The sequence below is a fragment of the Affinundibacterium flavidum genome, from assembly GCF_014284175.1.
Classification (GTDB): Bacteria; Pseudomonadota; Gammaproteobacteria; order Burkholderiales; family Burkholderiaceae_D; genus Undibacterium; species Undibacterium flavidum.
Genome location: NZ_JACOGA010000002.1, coordinates 75,829 through 93,542 on the forward strand (window position 1 = coordinate 75,829; position 17,714 = coordinate 93,542).

The following is a 17,714-nucleotide window of genomic DNA, read 5'->3' on the forward strand; positions in this document are numbered from 1 at the left end:
ATCTTAAGTGCTTAAGATCTTAAGTCCTTGACACTTAGGCCAACTTGCCATGGCATTGTTTGTACTTCTTGCCGCTACCACAAGGGCACGCATCATTACGTCCAATTTTCCAACCTTGCTCGACAGTGGGAGTTTGCTCATTAGCCACGACAGGGCTTGGTGCCAACATTTCTTCCGGAGAAGCATTTGCATCAAATTCTGCGTGCTGGTAATGCACGTTTTCGACTTGTGTTTGCGCCATTTGCTGCTCCGCCGCTTCAATCTCTTCACGTGATTGAATCCGTACAGTAACAACAATACGCACCACTTCGTTTTTGATTTGATCCAACATTTGACCAAACAACTCGAAAGCTTCACGTTTGTATTCTTGCTTAGGATTTTTCTGTGCGTAACCACGCAAATGTATACCTTGGCGCAAATGATCTAAAGCTGCCAGATGTTCGCGCCAGTGATTATCGATACTTTGCAACATCACACTGCGCTCAAAGCCTGCGAAGGCATCTTTACCAACGACATCCAACTTCGCGTCATACTCTGCTTTCGCTGCAGCAACAACACGTTCAAGAATATCTTCGTCAGTTAAATTTTTCTCAGTTTCGAGCAAGCCTACCAAGTCCAGATCCAACGACCATTCGCCAGCCAATACAGCTTGCAAACCTGGTAAATCCCACTGTTCTTCAACCGTTTCTTGCGGCACATATTGACGCACCAAATCATGGAACATACCGTCACGCAAAGATGCAATCATTTCTGACATGTCATGCGCTTCGAGCAATTCATTACGCTGTTGGTAAATCACTTTACGCTGATCATTCGCAACGTCATCGTATTCAAGCAATTGCTTACGAATATCGAAGTTACGCGCTTCCACTTTACGTTGTGCAGATTCAATCGAACGGCTGACAATGCCAGCTTCAATTGGCTCGCCTTCTGGCATTTTCAATCTATCCATAATCGCACGTACGCGATCGCCTGCAAAAATTCGCAGCAATGCGTCATCCAAAGACAGATAGAAACGGGATGAACCTGGATCACCCTGACGACCAGAACGACCACGCAATTGATTATCAACGCGACGCGATTCATGACGTTCAGTACCAACGATATGCAGACCACCGGCAGCAACTACCTGATCATGCAAAGACTGCCACTCATCACGTAATTTTTGCGATTGCTTTTGTTTTTCAGCATCCGACAAAGTTTCTGATGCTTCGATCAACTGCACTTGTTTCGCAACATTGCCACCCAAGACTATATCGGTACCACGACCGGCCATATTGGTCGCAATCGTGATCGCTTTTGGACGTCCTGCCTGCGCAATAATTTCTGCTTCACGTGCATGTTGTTTTGCATTCAAAACATTATGCGGCAACTTTGCTTTGTCTAAGATGCCAGACAATAACTCAGAATTTTCAATCGAGGTTGTACCCACCAAGACAGGCTGACCACGTTCATAGCAATCCTGAATGTCCTTTAACATCGCGCCGTATTTTTCCTCAGCGGATTTGTAAACCTGATCTTGTCTATCTTTACGTGCTGATGGACGATTCGGTGGAATCACGACGGTTTCGAGATTGTAAATCTCTTGGAACTCGTAAGCTTCTGTATCCGCGGTACCCGTCATACCAGACAAGCGCGTGTACATACGGAAGTAATTTTGGAAGGTAATCGATGCCAAAGTTTGGTTTTCGTTTTGAATACGAACACCTTCTTTTGCTTCCACCGCTTGATGCAAACCATCAGACCAACGACGACCAGTCATCATACGGCCAGTAAATTCATCGACGATCACGATTTCATCATCTAACACGACGTAATGCTGATCTTTGAAATACAAAGCATGCGCGCGCAAGGCAGCATACAAATGATGTACCAAAGAGATATTCGCTGCATCGTACAAGGACGCGCCCTCTGGCAATAATCCCATTTGCGTCAGAATACGCTCGGCTTTGTCGTGACCTGCTTCAGTCAACAAAACCTGATGTGATTTTTCATCTTTCGTGTAATCACCTGGTACTTCAACTACGCCTTTGCCATCCGGTGTTTCTTCACCGATTTGCAAAGTCAACAGCTTAGGTACTTCATTAATTTTGTAGTACAGCTCGGTATGATTTTCTGCCTGACCAGAGATAATCAACGGGGTACGTGCTTCATCGATCAAAATCGAATCGACTTCATCCACTACAGCGAAATTCAAAGTACGCTGTACGCGATCTTTGGCTTCATACACCATGTTATCGCGCAGATAATCGAAACCAAACTCATTATTCGTGCCGTAAGTTACATCTGAAGCGTAAGCAACTTGTTTCGCATCGTGTTCTAACTGCGACAAGTTAACACCTGTCGTCAAACCTAACCAGCCATACAACTGTCCCATTTGGTCCGCATCACGTTGTGCCAGGTAATCATTCACCGTGACCACATGCACGCCTTTGGCAGACAAAGCATTTAAATAGATAGGCAAAGTCGCCATTAAGGTTTTACCTTCACCCGTACCCATCTCGGCGATTTTACCGAAATGCAAAGCCATACCACCTATCATCTGCACATCGAAATGACGCATTTTCAACACGCGCTTACTCGCTTCCCGGCAAACGGCAAAGGCTTCTGGCAACAGGGCATCCAAGGTTTCCCCCTTCGCCAGACGTTCTTTAAATTCTGGCGTTTTCGCCTTAAGTTGATCGTCCGACAAAGTTTCATACTTTGGCTCTAAGGCGTTGATTTCACGCACAATTTTTTGGTATTGTTTCAAGAGCCTTTGATTGCGGCTACCGAATATTTTGGTCAGAAATGACATGCTAGTAGTGAGTATGGTGGGTGTAGGTTCTAAAACGCTGCAATAAAACAAAAAATGCAGCAAATATGCTTAACTTTTAATTTTAACATGGCTCACCTAGCTTTCCAGAATTTCTGCTGTCAAAGGAGGGAAGTTTGAATGGGAGGTGGTGGCAAATCCGACAAATTCAAGCAAAATCAAACGATTTGTCAAAAAATAATATATTTATCAGTCTAATTAAATTTTAATTAATTCTTTTCAATTGTTTTTTGATGAGCTTTTTTGAGTGATTTGCACGAATCGCAAACAAGCAAAGGCTGGCTCGCCACTTAAATTTGTATTAGCGAACCAAACTTGCCAATTTAGAGACATCTGCACCTTCACTGCCTGCATTCAAGAATTTGTGAGGATTTTGTGCCACGCCTTTGATTCGCACTTCAAAGTGCAAATGCGCCCCAGTTGAGCGTCCGGTTGAGCCTATATTTGCCACATGCTGACCACGTTTGACGATGTCACCTACTTTGGCGAACAATTTAGAAGCGTGAGCATAGCGGGTCATCATATCGCCGCCATGGTCGATTTCCAGCATATTCCCAAATTCAGGATGATATTCAGCTGCAACTACCACACCTCCTGCAGCAGCGACGATAGGCGTACCATTTGGCGCTGAAAAATCCAAGCCTTCATGAAATGCAGTGCGTCCCGAAAAAGGGTCGAGACGACGTCCGAAGGTTGAAGCGTTATAACCCACATTCACAGGAACAATCGTAGGCAACAATTTAGCCTGCAACTTAAAGCTCATTAACTTGGATTCAACGACATTCAAGTAATCAGAGCGATAACTAAGATCTTTGGAAAGTGCATCAAGCGAAGCTTGAAAATCCTGGATATTTAAATCTGACTTGGCAACATCAGCGAGTACCTCCGCACCACCACGTCCAGGAGCCTCTTTAAAATTAAACTCTTCCGGTTTCACCCCAGCCAATCCTTGCACCCGCTCACCTAATGCATCGAGACGAATCAATTGCGCCTGCATTTCTCCGACTTTAACAGCCATAGCTGCTAGATTTTCTTTTAGATATTTTTCGTTGCCGCCAGCACCTGCTATATTCGAACTCAGCATAGACGCAGGTAGAATACTTTTCATAACGCCTGAGTCACCGCCAGCAAATCGTGCCAGTACATTGATGAGCAAGAATGAAACCAATAAAGCCAAGATAGCAAACAGCGAAACGAAGCTAATCAAGTGTTTAGATGACAAAGTCAGCGACTTTGCCTGGGTCAAACGTGAATGCATAATGATAATTTGCATTAACTGTTTCCTCCGTGATCAACAAGAATGAAATATGGTAATGTGCTGAATATGCAATCACCTCACCCAACTTACCGATTAAATGTCAAACGTGGCAAAAAGATGGCTCAGACCACTGAGATAGCGTCATTTTTACGGCACAACGACAAACTATCTCCACTTTTACCAACAGTTAAGCGAAATATTTCGCTACAAAAAGAATGCAGAACAGCTCTGCCTGCGATCTTCGATGGCTGCGAGGTTTTGAACCTCAATGACGACCAGTTAGTGATGTCGACGCCAAATGCCTCGATAGCCGCAAAATTGAAACAACAATTGCCAAAATTGCAGGCACACTTGCAACAACGAGGTTGGCAGATTAACGCAATCAAGATCAAAGTACAAGTCAAGCGCGCAGTCGAGAAACCAGAACCTATCAAACAGGCAATATTGACGGGTTCTGCGCTCAACGCATTTAAGGATTTGGAAACACATTTAGAGGCGACGCCTCAAAATGAAGGGCTGAAGGCAGCACTTAGCCGCCTATTAAGCCGCAACCAGGCTTAGCCCTAATAGGAATTTCAAATTAACTAAATTTAAGTCGAAAATTGAAGAAATTAAGCAAAGATAGTCACATTTTATGCGATGCTTAATTCAAAGCCCATTCGCGTTCTTCTTGAAACGCGTAGGACTTTGGTGCGAATTTCACATCGTCAAAGGTGACGATCTCGTAAGCATCTGGTTGTGCCAATAAGACACGCAACAGCTGATTATTTAAACCGTGACCAGATTTATGCGCGGTGTAACTGGCGAGAAATGGATGCCCGATCAAATATAAATCACCAATTGCATCCAAAATCTTATGTCGCACGAACTCATCATCAAAACGCAAACCATCGGCATTTAAGATGCGATATTCATCCATGACGATCGCATTTTCCAATGAACCACCGCGCGCCAAACCGATACCTCGCAACATTTCTACATCTTGCATAAAACCGAATGTGCGGGCTCGGGCAACGTCCTTCACATACGACACCTGTTCAAAATCGACTTCCGCAGTTTGATTCGTGCCGTCTACTGCAGGATGATTAAATTCGATAAAGAAGTGCAACTTGAAACCATCATAGGGATCAAGGCGTGCCCATTTTTCAGCCTTGCCAGTGCCTTCACGGATCTCGACTGATTTCAGCACTCGGATAAATTTCTTCGCCGCAGCCTGTTCTTGCATACCGGCTTGCTGTAATAAATACACAAAGGAAGATGCGGAGCCATCCATGATAGGGATCTCTTCCGCACTGACATCAATGTACAAATTATCGATACCCAATCCCGCACAAGCTGACAATAAATGCTCAACGGTAGAAACCTTGGCACCATCCTTAGTCAAAGTTGAAGCCATTTTAGTATCGCCAATGTTCAAGGCGGTGGCTGGGAATACCACATGTGGTTGTAAATCAACGCGGGTAAATATGATCCCCGTATCAACCGGAGCTGGACGCAGAGTCAAGATCACCTTGGTACCGGAATGCACACCGACACCAATAGTCTTGACTTCTTTTTGTATGGTTCTTTGCTTTAACATAGCGAGATTATAAATCGCAAAGCTATTTTGCGCAGAAGTTTAGAACTCATCATAAAAAATGCACATAAAAAATGCACATCAAGTTGATGCGCATTTCTCAATGCATACGACTACTTCTGTAGCAAATTAAGCTAATTGTGCCAACATCGTTTCTGCATTAGAAACAGCGAAGTTGCCGCCCTCTTCTACATTCAAATTCTTTACCACGCCGTCAACGACGACCATGGAATAACGCTGTGAACGAACGCCCATACCGAACTTACTGAAATCGGCATCGAGACCCAATGCTTTACTGAATGCAGCATTGCCATCGGCCATCATACGCACAGTACCGGTCGCTTTTTGATCGCGGCCCCAAGCACCCATCACGAACGCATCGTTCACAGAAATGCACCAGATTTCATCAACGCCTTTTGCTTTTAAAGCGGCCGCATGTTCGACATAACCAGGAACATGTTTCGCGGAGCAAGTTGGTGTATAAGCGCCAGGCAAACCAAAAATCGCGATGGTTTTACCTTTAGTCAGTTCAGCTACGTCAAAAGTATTTGGGCCTAAAGAGCAGCCTTCGGATTCAACTTCGATAAATTCTGCCAGGCTACCTGCTGGTAATTTGTCACCAATCTTGATGCTCATAATGAACTCCCTAAAAATAGATACTTACAATGAAATGTCACTCGCCTAATCGCTTCGTTTAATTTGTATAAACCCTGCAATCAGCGAAGTGTGCAAGTATGCCTCAAACAAAAAAATCCTGCAGAAAGCAAAACGCCAGTCGTTTGACTGGCGTTTTGTTTGATCAAGATGCGACTAATTTTGCTTACTAATTTCAGTCAGCTTGTTTGCGCAAGAAAGCAGGGATATCGTAGGTTTCCATGCCATTCTTTTCTAAAGCGCGCACTTGTTCAGTGGCAGAATGACGCCATACCGCTGGCTTAGTCAAACTATCAAAACCAGCGCTGACAGAGGTTGTTGCCTTACTTACCGTCGTAGTTGCTGCAGGACTAGCCATCATCATCGGCTCATCATTGGTACCTGTACGCAGCATTGGTGTTTGTACCAACTGGATATTTTTCTTGCCACGACCCAAACCAGTTGCCACAACCGTGACACGGATTTCATCACCCATTGTATCGTCGTAAGCAATACCCTGAGCAATTGACGCATCCGGTGCTGCGAATGCGCGCACTGCCGCCATTACTTCTTTAATTTCTTTACCCTTCAAACCACGGCTGGCGGTGACATTCACCAACACACCACGTGCGCCAGATAAATCGATACCGTCTAACAATGGAGAAGCAACTGCTTGTTCTGCTGCGATACGTGCGCGATCAACGCCAGAAGCTGTCGCCGTTCCCATCATCGCCTTACCTTGTTCACCCATGATCGTTTTCACGTCATTGAAATCGACGTTGATATGACCTGGTACATTGATGATTTCTGCGATACCGGCAACTGCGTTATTCAAGACGTTATCGGCGTGACCTAACCATTCGATCATGCTGTCGTCTTCGTAGATTTCTTCGAGTTTTTCATTCAAGATGATGATCAAAGAATCGACATGTTTGGATAAAGCTTCCAAACCTTCATCTGCGATATCCATGCATTTCTTACCTTCGTAAGAAAATGGTTTAGACACTACCGCGACAGTCAAAGCACCTTGTTCTTTCGCGATTTGTGCAACCACTGGTGCAGCACCTGTACCTGTACCACCGCCCATACCTGCAGCGATGAAGACCATGTGCGCACCGCGCAATGCATCTTCAATACGTGAACGGGAATCTTCGGCTAATTGACGACCCACTTCAGGTTTCATACCAGCACCGAGGCCGGTTTCACCGATTTGAATCACATTGTGTGCACCAGATTGTGTCAGCGCTTGAGCATCGGTATTTGCAGCGATAAACTCGACGCCGGAAACACCTTTGTTAATCATGTGCTGAACTGCGTTACCACCTGCGCCACCGACACCAACGACTTTGATCACTGTGCCTTGCGTAGCGTTATCGACCATATCGAACTCCATCATGAATCCCCCAAGTAGGCAGTTTTCAGTCGCTAATCCTCACCCTATGTGACGCCTAGCGAATAAAAACTGTAATTCACACCATTATAAAATGATTGCAGCAAATTATAGTGAAAAATCTGCTGCAAATCGCCTCATTTCGTCTATAAAACAAACACTATTTTTTATAGGGTTCACACAAAACAGACACTGGCGTCGTTGCGTTCGTCTCGCCGTACAATTGTACTGTCTTCGACTCCGCGTCTAGCTAGCGCAATTTTGTGTAAGCCCTATTTCAAAACAAGAGATAGAATTAAAAATTCCCTTGAAACCACTCTTTCATACGCTGCCAAACTGCACTCGCCGAGCCTGCCTGACGAGTCACAATATGACCGCGCAAGTACTGCTTCTTCGCTTCCAACAACAAACCTAACACCGTCGCATAACGTGGACTGCGCACCACGTCTGCTAATTGTCCTGAGTATGCAGGCATACCTAACCGCGCTGGCTTCAAGAAAATATCCTCTGCCATTTCGACCATACCTTGCATGGTTGCAGAACCACCGGTTAACACGATGCCGGATGAGAGCACGTCTTCATATCCTGATTCACGTACAACTTGGTGCACGAGTGCGAACAATTCTTCAACGCGTGGTTCTATCACTGCCGCTAATGCCTGGCGCGACAATGAACGAGGGCCGCGATCACCTAGACCTGGCACTTCCAAAGTATCTGCAGGATCAGCTAACACTTGCTTCGCAACACCAAATCGGATTTTGATTTCTTCTGCTTCTGAAGTCGGTGTGCGTAATGCCATCGCGATGTCGTTAGTGATCTGATCGCCCGCAATCGGGATCACTGCGGTATGGCGTATCGAACCTTCGCTAAACACAGCGACATCCGTGGTCCCACCACCAATATCGATCAACACGACGCCTAATTCTTTTTCATCATTGGTCAACACAGCATCGGCAGAAGCCATCGGTTGCAAAATCAAATCAGAAACTTCCAAACCACAACGACGTACACACTTCACGATGTTTTGAACCGCAGAAACCGCACCAGTCACGATGTGCACTTTGACTTCCAGACGAATACCGCTCATGCCGATAGGTTCGCGCACATCATCTTGGCTATCAACGATGAATTCTTGCGGCAAAGTGTGCAGTAATTGCTGGTCGGTAGGAATATTCACCGCCTTCGCCGTTTCGATCACGCGCGAGACATCGGTCGCTGTTACTTCTTTATCTTTAATAGCGACCATGCCGCTGGAATTAAAGCTACGAATATGGCTACCGGCAATGCCGGTGTAGACCGTACGAATTTTGCAATCAGCCATCAATTCGGCTTCTTCCAAAGCGCGCTGAATAGACTCGACTGTCGCTTCGATATTCACGACCACACCTTTTTTCAAACCTTTCGATTCATGTTGTCCCAAGCCGATCACTTCGTGACGACCATCGGGCATCACTTCTGCCACCACCGCGACAATTTTCGAAGTGCCGATATCGAGGCCAACGATCAGGTTTTTTGCGTCTTTTGTCATAGTCTTCCACTTACTTATTTAGGGTACTGATTACTCGTATTTGGCATCGCTCTTTTTATCTCGATCAATGCTTGTCAAAAGTTTTTGCGACTTATTTTGCGACTTACTGAGCACTGCAATTTTTACTTAATTCTTTGCTGCTGTCTTTGCTGCTGACTTCACCACATTTTCTACTTCACTTTATCTTCACTTCACGCCAAGCTTTGCAATCGATCCGACATTCTGGCTACTAGTTTTCAATGCGAGTCCATTTGGGTAGCGCATATCGACGCTGACGATACTCCCCTGTAAACGCGTGACCAACTGTGGGTAAACTTTAATCAATTGTTCTACCCGTTTTTTCAAACCATTAGGTTCTTGCGCTTTGCCGAGTTCAACACGCAATCCATTATTCAACTTCACACTCCATGCATAACGACTCGAATAATCAATTGCTTCAGGCTCCAAAGCGAGGCCGCTAAACCATTCTTTAAACTGTCGATATTGCGCGACGACTTCTTTCTCGCTTCCGTCAGGTCCATTAAAACCAATCAACTGCGCATCTTCTTCCGCTTCAGCCAAATTGGCAGTGAACACATCGCCTGCGGTTGAAATCAAGCGGCCATCTTCGCCCCAAGTTCCCAACACTTCGTGCTCTTCCAATGCGACCACTAATTTGTCAGGCCAAACTCTTTGCACACTCGCTTTTCTAACCCAAGGTACAGATTCAAATGCTTGTCTAACTTGATCCAAATTCGTCGTAAAAAAATTTCCTGCTATTTTCGGCAACGCCTGCTCACGTATCGTTAAAGTGTTCACATGACGCAATTCACGTTTTTGTTCACCTTCAACACGAACTACATGCAAAGCGAAAACGGGGCGTTGAATCACCCACCAGACACCTGACACCACCAGGGCAAGTAACACCATGCTAAATAAAACATTGGCGATTGCATTGAGCAACTTTGCGTCTTGCCACATAAAATCCATTTCTGCTTTCTACGATTCAAATTATTCTGAATCGGGCGCAGTTTTTAAACGCGCCGTCTTCAAAATTTCTACGCACACATCTTCATAACTCATCCCCGCTGCCTTTGCGGCCATCGGCACCAAAGAATGCCCAGTCATACCTGGAGAAGTATTCACTTCAATTAAGAATGGTTTGTTATCAGATGCGCGTAACAACACGTCGATGCGCGCCCAACCTTCACAATTGACGGCGCGATATGCGGCTTCGCACATCGTCTTGATTTCTTGTGTCAAGGCTTCATCGATTGGTGCCGGGCACAAATATTTGGTATCGTCCGTGAAGTATTTATTCTGATAATCGTAGTTACCATCAGGAGCGACGATTTCAATCAAAGGCAAGGCGCGTGCTCCGGCACCACGACCCAAGACCGCTACCGTCAATTCGCGACCTTGAATGAATTCTTCTGCCAATACTTCTTCATCAAATTTTGCCGCTAACGCATACGCTGCGGGCAAGGCTTCTGCAGCACTGACTTTAGTAATCCCGATGGTGGAGCCTTCATGTGGCGGCTTCACAATCAGCGGCAATCCCAAGTCACTTGTTACCTGACTTAAATTCGTATCCGCTGTCATGACTGCATACTTAGGTGTCGTCAAACCGTGATAGAGCCAAATTTTCTTAGTAAAAATTTTATCCATCGCTAAAGAAGATGCCATCACGCCGCTACCAGTGTAAGGAATGCCGAGCTGCTCTAAAGCGCCTTGCAAACTGCCGTCTTCACCATAACGACCGTGCAAAGCAATGAAGACGCGATCAAATTTTTCAGCAGCGAGCTCGGCCAGACTACGTTCTGCCGGATCAAATGCGTGAGCATCCACACCACGGCTTTTCAATGCGTTCAACACGCCAGTGCCAGACATGATAGAGACTTCACGTTCTGCGGAGCGACCGCCGAATAACACGCCGACTTTGCCTAATTCTTTCATCTTTTTCTTTCCATTCACTATTTGCAGGAAGCGCTTGCAGCTTGCAGCGCCAACTTATTTTCGAGTCTATTTTTGAGCAGCTAACTTACCAGGCACTGTGCTAATAGAACCAGCACCCATCACTATCAATACATCGCCATCGTGTAACATCTGGCGTAACGCATCTGGCATCTCAACCATGTCTTCAACAAAAATTGGTTCGACTTTACCCAATACGCGTAAGGCACGCGTCATGGCTCTGCCGTCCGCAGCGACGATAGGCGCTTCGCCAGCCGCATACACTTCCGCCAACACCACTGCATCGGCAGTCGAAATGACTTTGACAAAATCTTCAAACAGGTCGCGGGTACGGGTATAACGATGTGGCTGGAAAGCCAGCACTAAACGACGTCCGGGATAAGCACCGCGCGCTGCAGCTAAAGTCGCTGCCATCTCTACCGGATGATGACCATAGTCATCGACTAGCGCAAAACTGCCACCGTTTTCTAAAGCAATCTCGCCATAACGTGTAAAGCGACGACCGACGCCATTGAATTCACTTAAGGCTTTTTGGGTAGCACTGTCTTCGACACCAACTTCGCGTGCGATGGCAATAGCGGCACAGGCATTTTGCACATTATGCATACCCGGTTGATTTAAACTCACCTGCATATCGGCATAGCTTTTTTGCACGACCGTGAAATGCATCTTGCCGTTGGCAGCACTCGCGTTAATCGCACGTACTTCCGCTTCTTCATGGAAGCCATACGTGACTATCGTCTTGGTAATTCTTGGCATGATCTCGCGAATATTCGGATCATCCATACACAACATCGCAACGCCATAAAACGGCAGGCGCAGAGTAAAATCAACAAAGGCTTGCTTCAATTTGGCGAAATCATGATCATAGGTTTCCATATGATCGGCATCGATATTCGTAATCACTTCTATCACTGGTAGCAGATTCAAGAATGAAGCATCTGATTCATCAGCTTCTGCCACAATGTATTGGCCACTTCCTAACTTTGCATTTGCACCAGCGCTATTCAATAAGCCACCGATGACAAAAGTCGGATCCAATCCACCTTCCGCCAAAATACTGGCAACCAAACTAGTTGTCGTGGTCTTGCCATGTGTACCAGCAATTGCAATTCCACTTTTCAAACGCATTAACTCAGTCAACATCAAAGCACGCGGCACGATAGGAATATGTTTTTCCCGTGCAGCGATCACTTCTGGATTATCTGCTTTGACTGCAGTTGAAGTGACGACGGCATCCGCACCTTCGATATTTTCAGCCGCGTGCCCCACAGTCACTTTGGCACCCAGACTTGCCAGACGTTGTGAAGCCACGTTGCTGCTAAGGTCAGAGCCAGAAATCACATAACCCAAATTCAATAGCACTTCGGCGATGCCACTCATACCTGAGCCACCGATGCCGACAAAATGTAAGTGCTTCACTTTATGCTTCATAATTTTCTCTGTTTTTTCACTATTAAATTCTTTATGTCAGCTCTTCTAAAATCGTCGCAATCGTCGCACTTGCGTCACGACGACCTAGCTGATAAGCCGCAGAAGCTAACTGCAAACAACGTTCACGATTCATGCTTTGAATTAATTCAGCAAGGCGTGCAGCATTCAATTCTGTTTGCGGCAAATGTACTGCGCCGCCAGCTTGACTCAACCACTCTGCGTTGGCCTTTTGATGCGAAGTACTCGAAGCAACCAAAGGCACTAATACGCTGGCAACGCCTGCTGCGGTCAATTCAGAAACGGTGATCGCACCCGCGCGGCAGATCACCAAATCTGCTTCTGCATAACGACGTGGCATGTCATCGATAAAATCAAGCACTTCTGCCTGCACACCATTGCTTGCATACCGCTGACGCAAATCATTTACATGCTGTTTTCCAGATTGTTGCGTGACGACCGGCCTTTGTTCCGCAGGGATTAAAGCCAAAGCATCTGGCACTACTTCATTTAAAACCCGCGCACCTAAACTGCCGCCCACAACCAAAATTTTCAAAGCGCCCTGATGCTGTGCATAACGTATTTGTGGTGATTCCAGTTCACAAATCTCACGACGAATAGGATTGCCGGTAAAGACAAATTTCTTCTCCTGCATAGGTGCATTCGACGGCAAACCAAACATCAATTTTTTGGCGAATGGCTTCAGCGTTTTATTCGACAATAACAAAGGTGCATCGGCATTCATCAACACCACAGGTTTCCCCATCAGTGCGCTGCTGACACCACCGGGCACTGTAACGTAACCGCCCATCCCCAATACGACATCAGGTCGACGCCTTCTCACGATATCGATGCAGGCAAAAAAACTCGTCAACAACTTAAACGCGCCGCTAACGCTGTGCTTCAAACCTTTACCACGCAAACCTGTAAAATCTAATTGATCCATAGGAATGCTATGCTTGGCGACGATGGCACCTTCCATTCCGGTCTTAGTGCCTAACCACGACACACTCCAACCACGCGCCTGCATTTCTGCCGCGATCGCGAGACCAGGGAAAATATGTCCACCAGTGCCGGCAGCCATGATCAATAAATGCTTGTTCTTTGTTGACTTTGTCATACTCGCCCTCCGCGCATCATCAATCGATTTTCATAATCGATACGGAGCAACAGAGTTAGTCCTATACAATTAATTAATACACCGGTACCGCCATAACTCATCAAAGGCAGCGTTAATCCTTTGGTTGGCAGCAGTCCCAAATTCACACCCATATTGATGAAGGTCTGTATGCCTATCCAGATTCCTATACCTTTTGCTGCGAGACCTGCAAAAGTCGCATCCAATACGATAGCTTGACGACCAATTTCAAATGCACGTTTAACGATCCAATAAAACATAAAGATCACGACCAGCACACCAACAAATCCTAATTCTTCACCGATCACAGCTAACAAAAAATCAGTATGTGCTTCTGGCAGGTAATGCAATTTCTCTACACTAGCACCCAAGCCAACACCAAATAATTCACCACGCCCGAAGGCAATTAAGGAATGCGTTAGTTGATAAGCTTTACCCAAAGCATTGTCTTCTTCAAAGGGATTCAAATACGCAAAAATCCGTTCACGACGCCATGGCGACAACAAAATAACCGAAGTAAAAATTCCAACTAAAGTGGCTGCAATACCACCGAACCAAATGCCATTAATGCCACCTAAAAACAAAATCCCCATGGCGATACAAACAATTACACCGAAAGCACCCAAATCTGGTTCCAGCAATAACAGTAAGCCTAGTACAGCAACAGTGATCATCATCGGCAAAAAACCTTTGGTCAGCTTGTGCATATACTCCTGCTTGCGCACTGTGTAATCCGCCGCATACAACACCATGAAAAGTTTCATCAATTCAGATGGCTGCACGTTGAAGGCTTTTAAAGAAATCCAACGCTTCGCACCATTCACACCTTTACCAACACCGGGAATTAACACCATCACCAACAACACTAATGTAGCGATGAACAAATATGGCGCCAGCTTTTGCCACTCTTCTACTTTCAGTCTAAAAATCACCAAACTCGCAAGCACTGATACCGTCACAAATATTGCCTGTCGCACTAAAAAGTGATTGTTTTTGTAGTTCGCATATTTCGGTGAATCTGGTAAAGAAATCGAGGCGGAATACACCATCACCATGCCGAACACCATCAAGATCAAGGTCACCCATACCAAAGCCTGGTCATACTCCATCATCTTCGAACGCTGTACAAAATGCGTTCTGGTCTGGCTATTGCCAGACGAACGCCAAGGGTTCAAATTCAGGAGTAGCTGTTTCATCAGCAAATCTCACCACAGTTCAATGCGACTTCGCGCACGGCATCCACAAACACTTGCGCTCGATGCGCATAATTCTTAAACATATCAAGACTGGCGCAAGCTGGTGACAATAGAACCGTATCGCCTTCTTGTGCTAACTCACTCGCTTGTGTCACGGCATTTTCTAAACTCGTACAGTGATGCATTTCGACTGCACTAATTTGTATCGCGGCTTGAATTTCTGTAGCGTCTTTGCCTATCAATAAAACGGCTTTGACATACTGTGAGACTGGATTAGCTAATGGACTAAAGTCTTGTCCTTTACCATCACCACCGGCGATCAAAATAATACGTTTTTGTGCACCACCACTCGCTTCACCTAAACCTTTGAGCGCTGCGACGGTCGCACCGACATTCGTGCCTTTGCTATCATCCACATAATCAACGCCTGCGATTGTCGTCACCAACTCAACGCGATGCGGCTCACCTTTGTATTCACGCAAGCCATGGAGTAATGGAGCGAGAGGCAAATCAATGCCGCGACACAAAGCCAAAGCTGCCAATGCATTGCAAGCATTATGTTGACCGCGAATTTGCAAGGCATCGGCGGGCATCAGTCGCGTGATGATCACGGGCACTTCGACCACAGCTTTCTTACGTTTGCGTGCTGAGGATTGCTCCTCCTCTTCCGCAACGGCCATCGCCAACCAAGTCATTCCTTGTTCATGCAATAGACCGAATTCTCCGTCGTGTTGTGGGGCATTGCTAGTGAAACTCAAAAAGCCCCCATCTGGGCGTTGCATCGCCATGACTTGTTCGTCATCCAGATTCAAAACTTGCGTTGTCGTTGCACCAAAAATTTTAGCTTTGTCGGCAGCATAATTTTTCATATCGCCGTGCCAGTCGAGATGATCCTGCGTCAAGTTCAACACAGTCGCGACATCGGGATTCAGGCTCAGGTTGGTATGCAATTGAAAACTGGATAATTCCAACACCCACACTTGCGGCAAATTATCTTTATCTATGCTGTTACACAACACATCCAACATCGAAGGACTGATGTTGCCAGCGACTTGTACCCGCATCCCAGCGCGTGCGCAAAGTTGACCTGTCATGCTGGTCACAGTTGTCTTACCATTAGTGCCGGTAATCGCGATAATCTTCGGCGCGTAGTCCTTATTGATTTTGAGATCAGCCAAGGCCTGCGCAAACAATTCAACTTCACCCCAAATTGGAATATTCAATAACTGCGCTTGTTGCAAGATCACGTGCAATTCGCCATCTGGTGCAAGACCCGGACTAACGACTACCAATTCCACGCCATCAACATGCGTCGCTAATAATTCACCACCTAAAAATTCAGCTTCTGCAGCCAATTCTTTTAAAGCAGGCAAGCGATCTGGATTGGCGCGAGTATCGGCAACACGCAGGCGCGCGCCGCAACGCTGAAGCCAGCGTGCCATCGCCAGGCCGGACTCACCGAGCCCGACGATCAAGACCTGCTTATTTATTAAATCCGACACATTCATAGTCAACCCAGTTAAGTCATTCATTCCAGCGAATCAGTTGATCAGTTGATCATCGCAACTTCAATGAAGACAAGCCCAACAACACTAACAACATCGTAATAATCCAAAAACGCACAACGACTTGTGTTTCTTTCCAACCTTTTTGTTCGAAGTGATGGTGCAAAGGTGCCATCAGGAACAAGCGTTTGCCCACACCATATTTTTTCTTGGTGAATTTGAAGTAAGTCACTTGCAACATCACAGAGAAAGTTTCAACTACAAAAATTCCACCCATGATGAAAAGCACTACTTCTTGACGCACAATCACAGCCACCGTGCCCAATGCACCACCTAAAGCCAAGGCGCCGACATCGCCCATAAAGACTTGTGCCGGATGGGCGTTGAACCACAGAAAAGCCAAACCCGCACCCGCCATCGCACCGCAGAAAATCAAGAGCTCACCAGCACCTGGGATGTAGGGAATCAACAGATATTTTGAATAACCAGCATGACCTGTCAGATACGCAAAAATGCCCAATGCTGAACCGACCATAATCGTCGGCATGATCGCCAAGCCATCCAAACCATCGGTCAGATTCACCGCATTACTCGTGCCAACAATCACACAAAAAGTCAGGGCAATAAAACCCCATACACCCAGTGGATAATTGAAAGTCTTAAAGAATGGAATAATCAAATCCGCCTTCGGTGGCAAATCCATACTAAAGCCTGACTGTACCCAAGCGACAAAGAGTTCCATCACTTTAGTATTCGTTGGTGCGGAAACAGAAAACGCCAGGTATACAGCGGCTATGATGCCGATCAAGGACTGCCAAAAAAACTTTTCACGTGATGCCATACCATTTGGGTCGCGATACACAACTTTACGATAATCATCGACCCAACCGACTGCGCCAAAACCCAAGGTAACAATTAACACCACCCACACGAAACGATTACTGAGATCCGACCACAACAAAGTTGAAATTCCAATAGATATCAACACCAAAGCACCGCCCATGGTCGGTGTACCAGATTTAATCAAATGTGTTTGCGGACCATCGGTACGCACAGCTTGACCAACTTTTAATCGCTGCAACATACGGATCACAGCAGGACCCGCCAGCAAACCGATGGAGATCGCTGTCATCGTCGCGAACACCGCACGGAAAGTAATAAATCCGAATACGCGGAAGAAGCCGATGTCTTGTTTAAAAAGTTCTGCCAACCAAAGCAACATAATATTTTTCCCTAATTTTTATTTTTTTATTTCTACAAACTTCTCAAGATTGCGTTCTACTAAGGTGTG

General features: G+C 45.9%; 14 protein-coding genes. 1 reads left to right on the plus strand and 13 read right to left on the minus strand.

The features are described 5' to 3' along the window. Nucleotides 1-34: 34 nt before the first annotated feature. Together secA and H8K55_RS02215 are read right to left on the minus strand one after the other, a co-directional pair. On the minus strand, nucleotides 35-2,797 hold the full coding sequence (gene secA, locus H8K55_RS02210) for a preprotein translocase subunit SecA (protein WP_186940397.1): 2,763 nt from the start codon (nucleotides 2,795-2,797) through the stop codon (nucleotides 35-37). A 319-nt stretch (nucleotides 2,798-3,116) separates the two neighbouring features. Beyond that, nucleotides 3,117-4,088: a M23 family metallopeptidase gene (locus H8K55_RS02215; RefSeq protein WP_186940398.1), complete on the minus strand. Its 972-nt coding sequence runs from the start codon at nucleotides 4,086-4,088 to the stop codon at nucleotides 3,117-3,119. 102 nt (nucleotides 4,089-4,190) lie between these two features. On the opposite strand from H8K55_RS02215, the gene H8K55_RS02220 reads away from it, so the two are divergent. Next, nucleotides 4,191-4,634 (plus strand): DciA family protein, encoded by a 444-nt coding sequence (locus H8K55_RS02220; RefSeq protein ID WP_186940399.1) that lies wholly within the window; start codon nucleotides 4,191-4,193, stop codon nucleotides 4,632-4,634. 82 nt (nucleotides 4,635-4,716) lie between these two features. On the opposite strand, the gene lpxC is transcribed toward H8K55_RS02220, so the two are convergent. From lpxC to mraY, 11 genes are all read right to left on the minus strand, one after another. Further along, nucleotides 4,717-5,652 carry a UDP-3-O-acyl-N-acetylglucosamine deacetylase gene (gene lpxC, locus H8K55_RS02225; protein WP_186940400.1) on the minus strand — a complete coding sequence of 312 codons (936 nt, stop codon included), beginning with the start codon at nucleotides 5,650-5,652 and terminating at the stop codon, nucleotides 4,717-4,719. Nucleotides 5,653-5,778: 126 nt separating this feature from the next. Then, nucleotides 5,779-6,285 carry a peroxiredoxin gene (locus tag H8K55_RS02230; RefSeq protein WP_186940401.1) on the minus strand — a complete coding sequence of 169 codons (507 nt, stop codon included), beginning with the start codon at nucleotides 6,283-6,285 and terminating at the stop codon, nucleotides 5,779-5,781. A 193-nt stretch (nucleotides 6,286-6,478) separates the two neighbouring features. Then, the gene (ftsZ, locus tag H8K55_RS02235; protein WP_186940637.1) at nucleotides 6,479-7,675 is read right to left on the minus strand and encodes a cell division protein FtsZ; all 1,197 of its coding nucleotides are present in this window, start codon (nucleotides 7,673-7,675) and stop codon (nucleotides 6,479-6,481) included. 292 nt (nucleotides 7,676-7,967) lie between these two features. Further along, complete coding sequence (ftsA, locus tag H8K55_RS02240; protein ID WP_186940402.1) at nucleotides 7,968-9,200, minus strand: cell division protein FtsA; 1,233 nt, start codon at nucleotides 9,198-9,200, stop codon at nucleotides 7,968-7,970. A gap of 186 nt (nucleotides 9,201-9,386) precedes the next feature. Next, nucleotides 9,387-10,160 (minus strand): cell division protein FtsQ/DivIB, encoded by a 774-nt coding sequence (locus H8K55_RS02245; RefSeq protein ID WP_186940403.1) that lies wholly within the window; start codon nucleotides 10,158-10,160, stop codon nucleotides 9,387-9,389. 30 nt (nucleotides 10,161-10,190) lie between these two features. Continuing rightward, complete coding sequence (locus tag H8K55_RS02250) at nucleotides 10,191-11,135, minus strand: D-alanine--D-alanine ligase (protein ID WP_186940404.1); 945 nt, start codon at nucleotides 11,133-11,135, stop codon at nucleotides 10,191-10,193. Between the two features lie 66 nt (nucleotides 11,136-11,201). Continuing rightward, nucleotides 11,202-12,587: a UDP-N-acetylmuramate--L-alanine ligase gene (murC, locus tag H8K55_RS02255; protein WP_186940405.1), complete on the minus strand. Its 1,386-nt coding sequence runs from the start codon at nucleotides 12,585-12,587 to the stop codon at nucleotides 11,202-11,204. A gap of 31 nt (nucleotides 12,588-12,618) precedes the next feature. Next, complete coding sequence (gene murG / locus H8K55_RS02260) at nucleotides 12,619-13,704, minus strand: undecaprenyldiphospho-muramoylpentapeptide beta-N-acetylglucosaminyltransferase (protein WP_186940406.1); 1,086 nt, start codon at nucleotides 13,702-13,704, stop codon at nucleotides 12,619-12,621. Further along, complete coding sequence (gene ftsW, locus H8K55_RS02265; protein ID WP_230408473.1) at nucleotides 13,701-14,834, minus strand: putative lipid II flippase FtsW; 1,134 nt, start codon at nucleotides 14,832-14,834, stop codon at nucleotides 13,701-13,703. The genes murG and ftsW overlap by 4 nt, the downstream gene beginning before the upstream one ends. An 83-nt stretch (nucleotides 14,835-14,917) precedes the next feature. Continuing rightward, nucleotides 14,918-16,450: a UDP-N-acetylmuramoyl-L-alanine--D-glutamate ligase gene (gene murD / locus H8K55_RS02270; RefSeq protein ID WP_230408457.1), complete on the minus strand. Its 1,533-nt coding sequence runs from the start codon at nucleotides 16,448-16,450 to the stop codon at nucleotides 14,918-14,920. Nucleotides 16,451-16,475: 25 nt separating this feature from the next. After that, nucleotides 16,476-17,645, minus strand: coding sequence for a phospho-N-acetylmuramoyl-pentapeptide-transferase (gene mraY / locus H8K55_RS02275; protein WP_186940408.1), 1,170 nt, complete (start codon nucleotides 17,643-17,645; stop codon nucleotides 16,476-16,478). Nucleotides 17,646-17,714: the final 69 nt, after the last annotated feature.

Coding starts and splice junctions, on each gene's coding strand:
- mraY (WP_186940408.1), bottom strand. CDS start 17,645: ATGTTGCTTTGGTTGGCAGAACTTTTTAAACAAGACATCGGCTTCTTC.
- ftsA (WP_186940402.1), bottom strand. CDS start 9,200: ATGACAAAAGACGCAAAAAACCTGATCGTTGGCCTCGATATCGGCACT.
- ftsW (WP_230408473.1), bottom strand. CDS start 14,834: ATGATGGAGTATGACCAGGCTTTGGTATGGGTGACCTTGATCTTGATG.
- H8K55_RS02245 (WP_186940403.1), bottom strand. CDS start 10,160: ATGTGGCAAGACGCAAAGTTGCTCAATGCAATCGCCAATGTTTTATTT.
- ftsZ (WP_186940637.1), bottom strand. CDS start 7,675: ATGGAGTTCGATATGGTCGATAACGCTACGCAAGGCACAGTGATCAAA.
- H8K55_RS02230 (WP_186940401.1), bottom strand. CDS start 6,285: ATGAGCATCAAGATTGGTGACAAATTACCAGCAGGTAGCCTGGCAGAA.
- murG (WP_186940406.1), bottom strand. CDS start 13,704: ATGACAAAGTCAACAAAGAACAAGCATTTATTGATCATGGCTGCCGGC.
- H8K55_RS02215 (WP_186940398.1), bottom strand. CDS start 4,088: ATGCAAATTATCATTATGCATTCACGTTTGACCCAGGCAAAGTCGCTG.
- lpxC (WP_186940400.1), bottom strand. CDS start 5,652: ATGTTAAAGCAAAGAACCATACAAAAAGAAGTCAAGACTATTGGTGTC.
- murD (WP_230408457.1), bottom strand. CDS start 16,450: ATGAATGACTTAACTGGGTTGACTATGAATGTGTCGGATTTAATAAAT.
- secA (WP_186940397.1), bottom strand. CDS start 2,797: ATGTCATTTCTGACCAAAATATTCGGTAGCCGCAATCAAAGGCTCTTG.
- murC (WP_186940405.1), bottom strand. CDS start 12,587: ATGAAGCATAAAGTGAAGCACTTACATTTTGTCGGCATCGGTGGCTCA.
- H8K55_RS02250 (WP_186940404.1), bottom strand. CDS start 11,135: ATGAAAGAATTAGGCAAAGTCGGCGTGTTATTCGGCGGTCGCTCCGCA.
- H8K55_RS02220 (WP_186940399.1), top strand. CDS start 4,191: ATGGCTCAGACCACTGAGATAGCGTCATTTTTACGGCACAACGACAAA.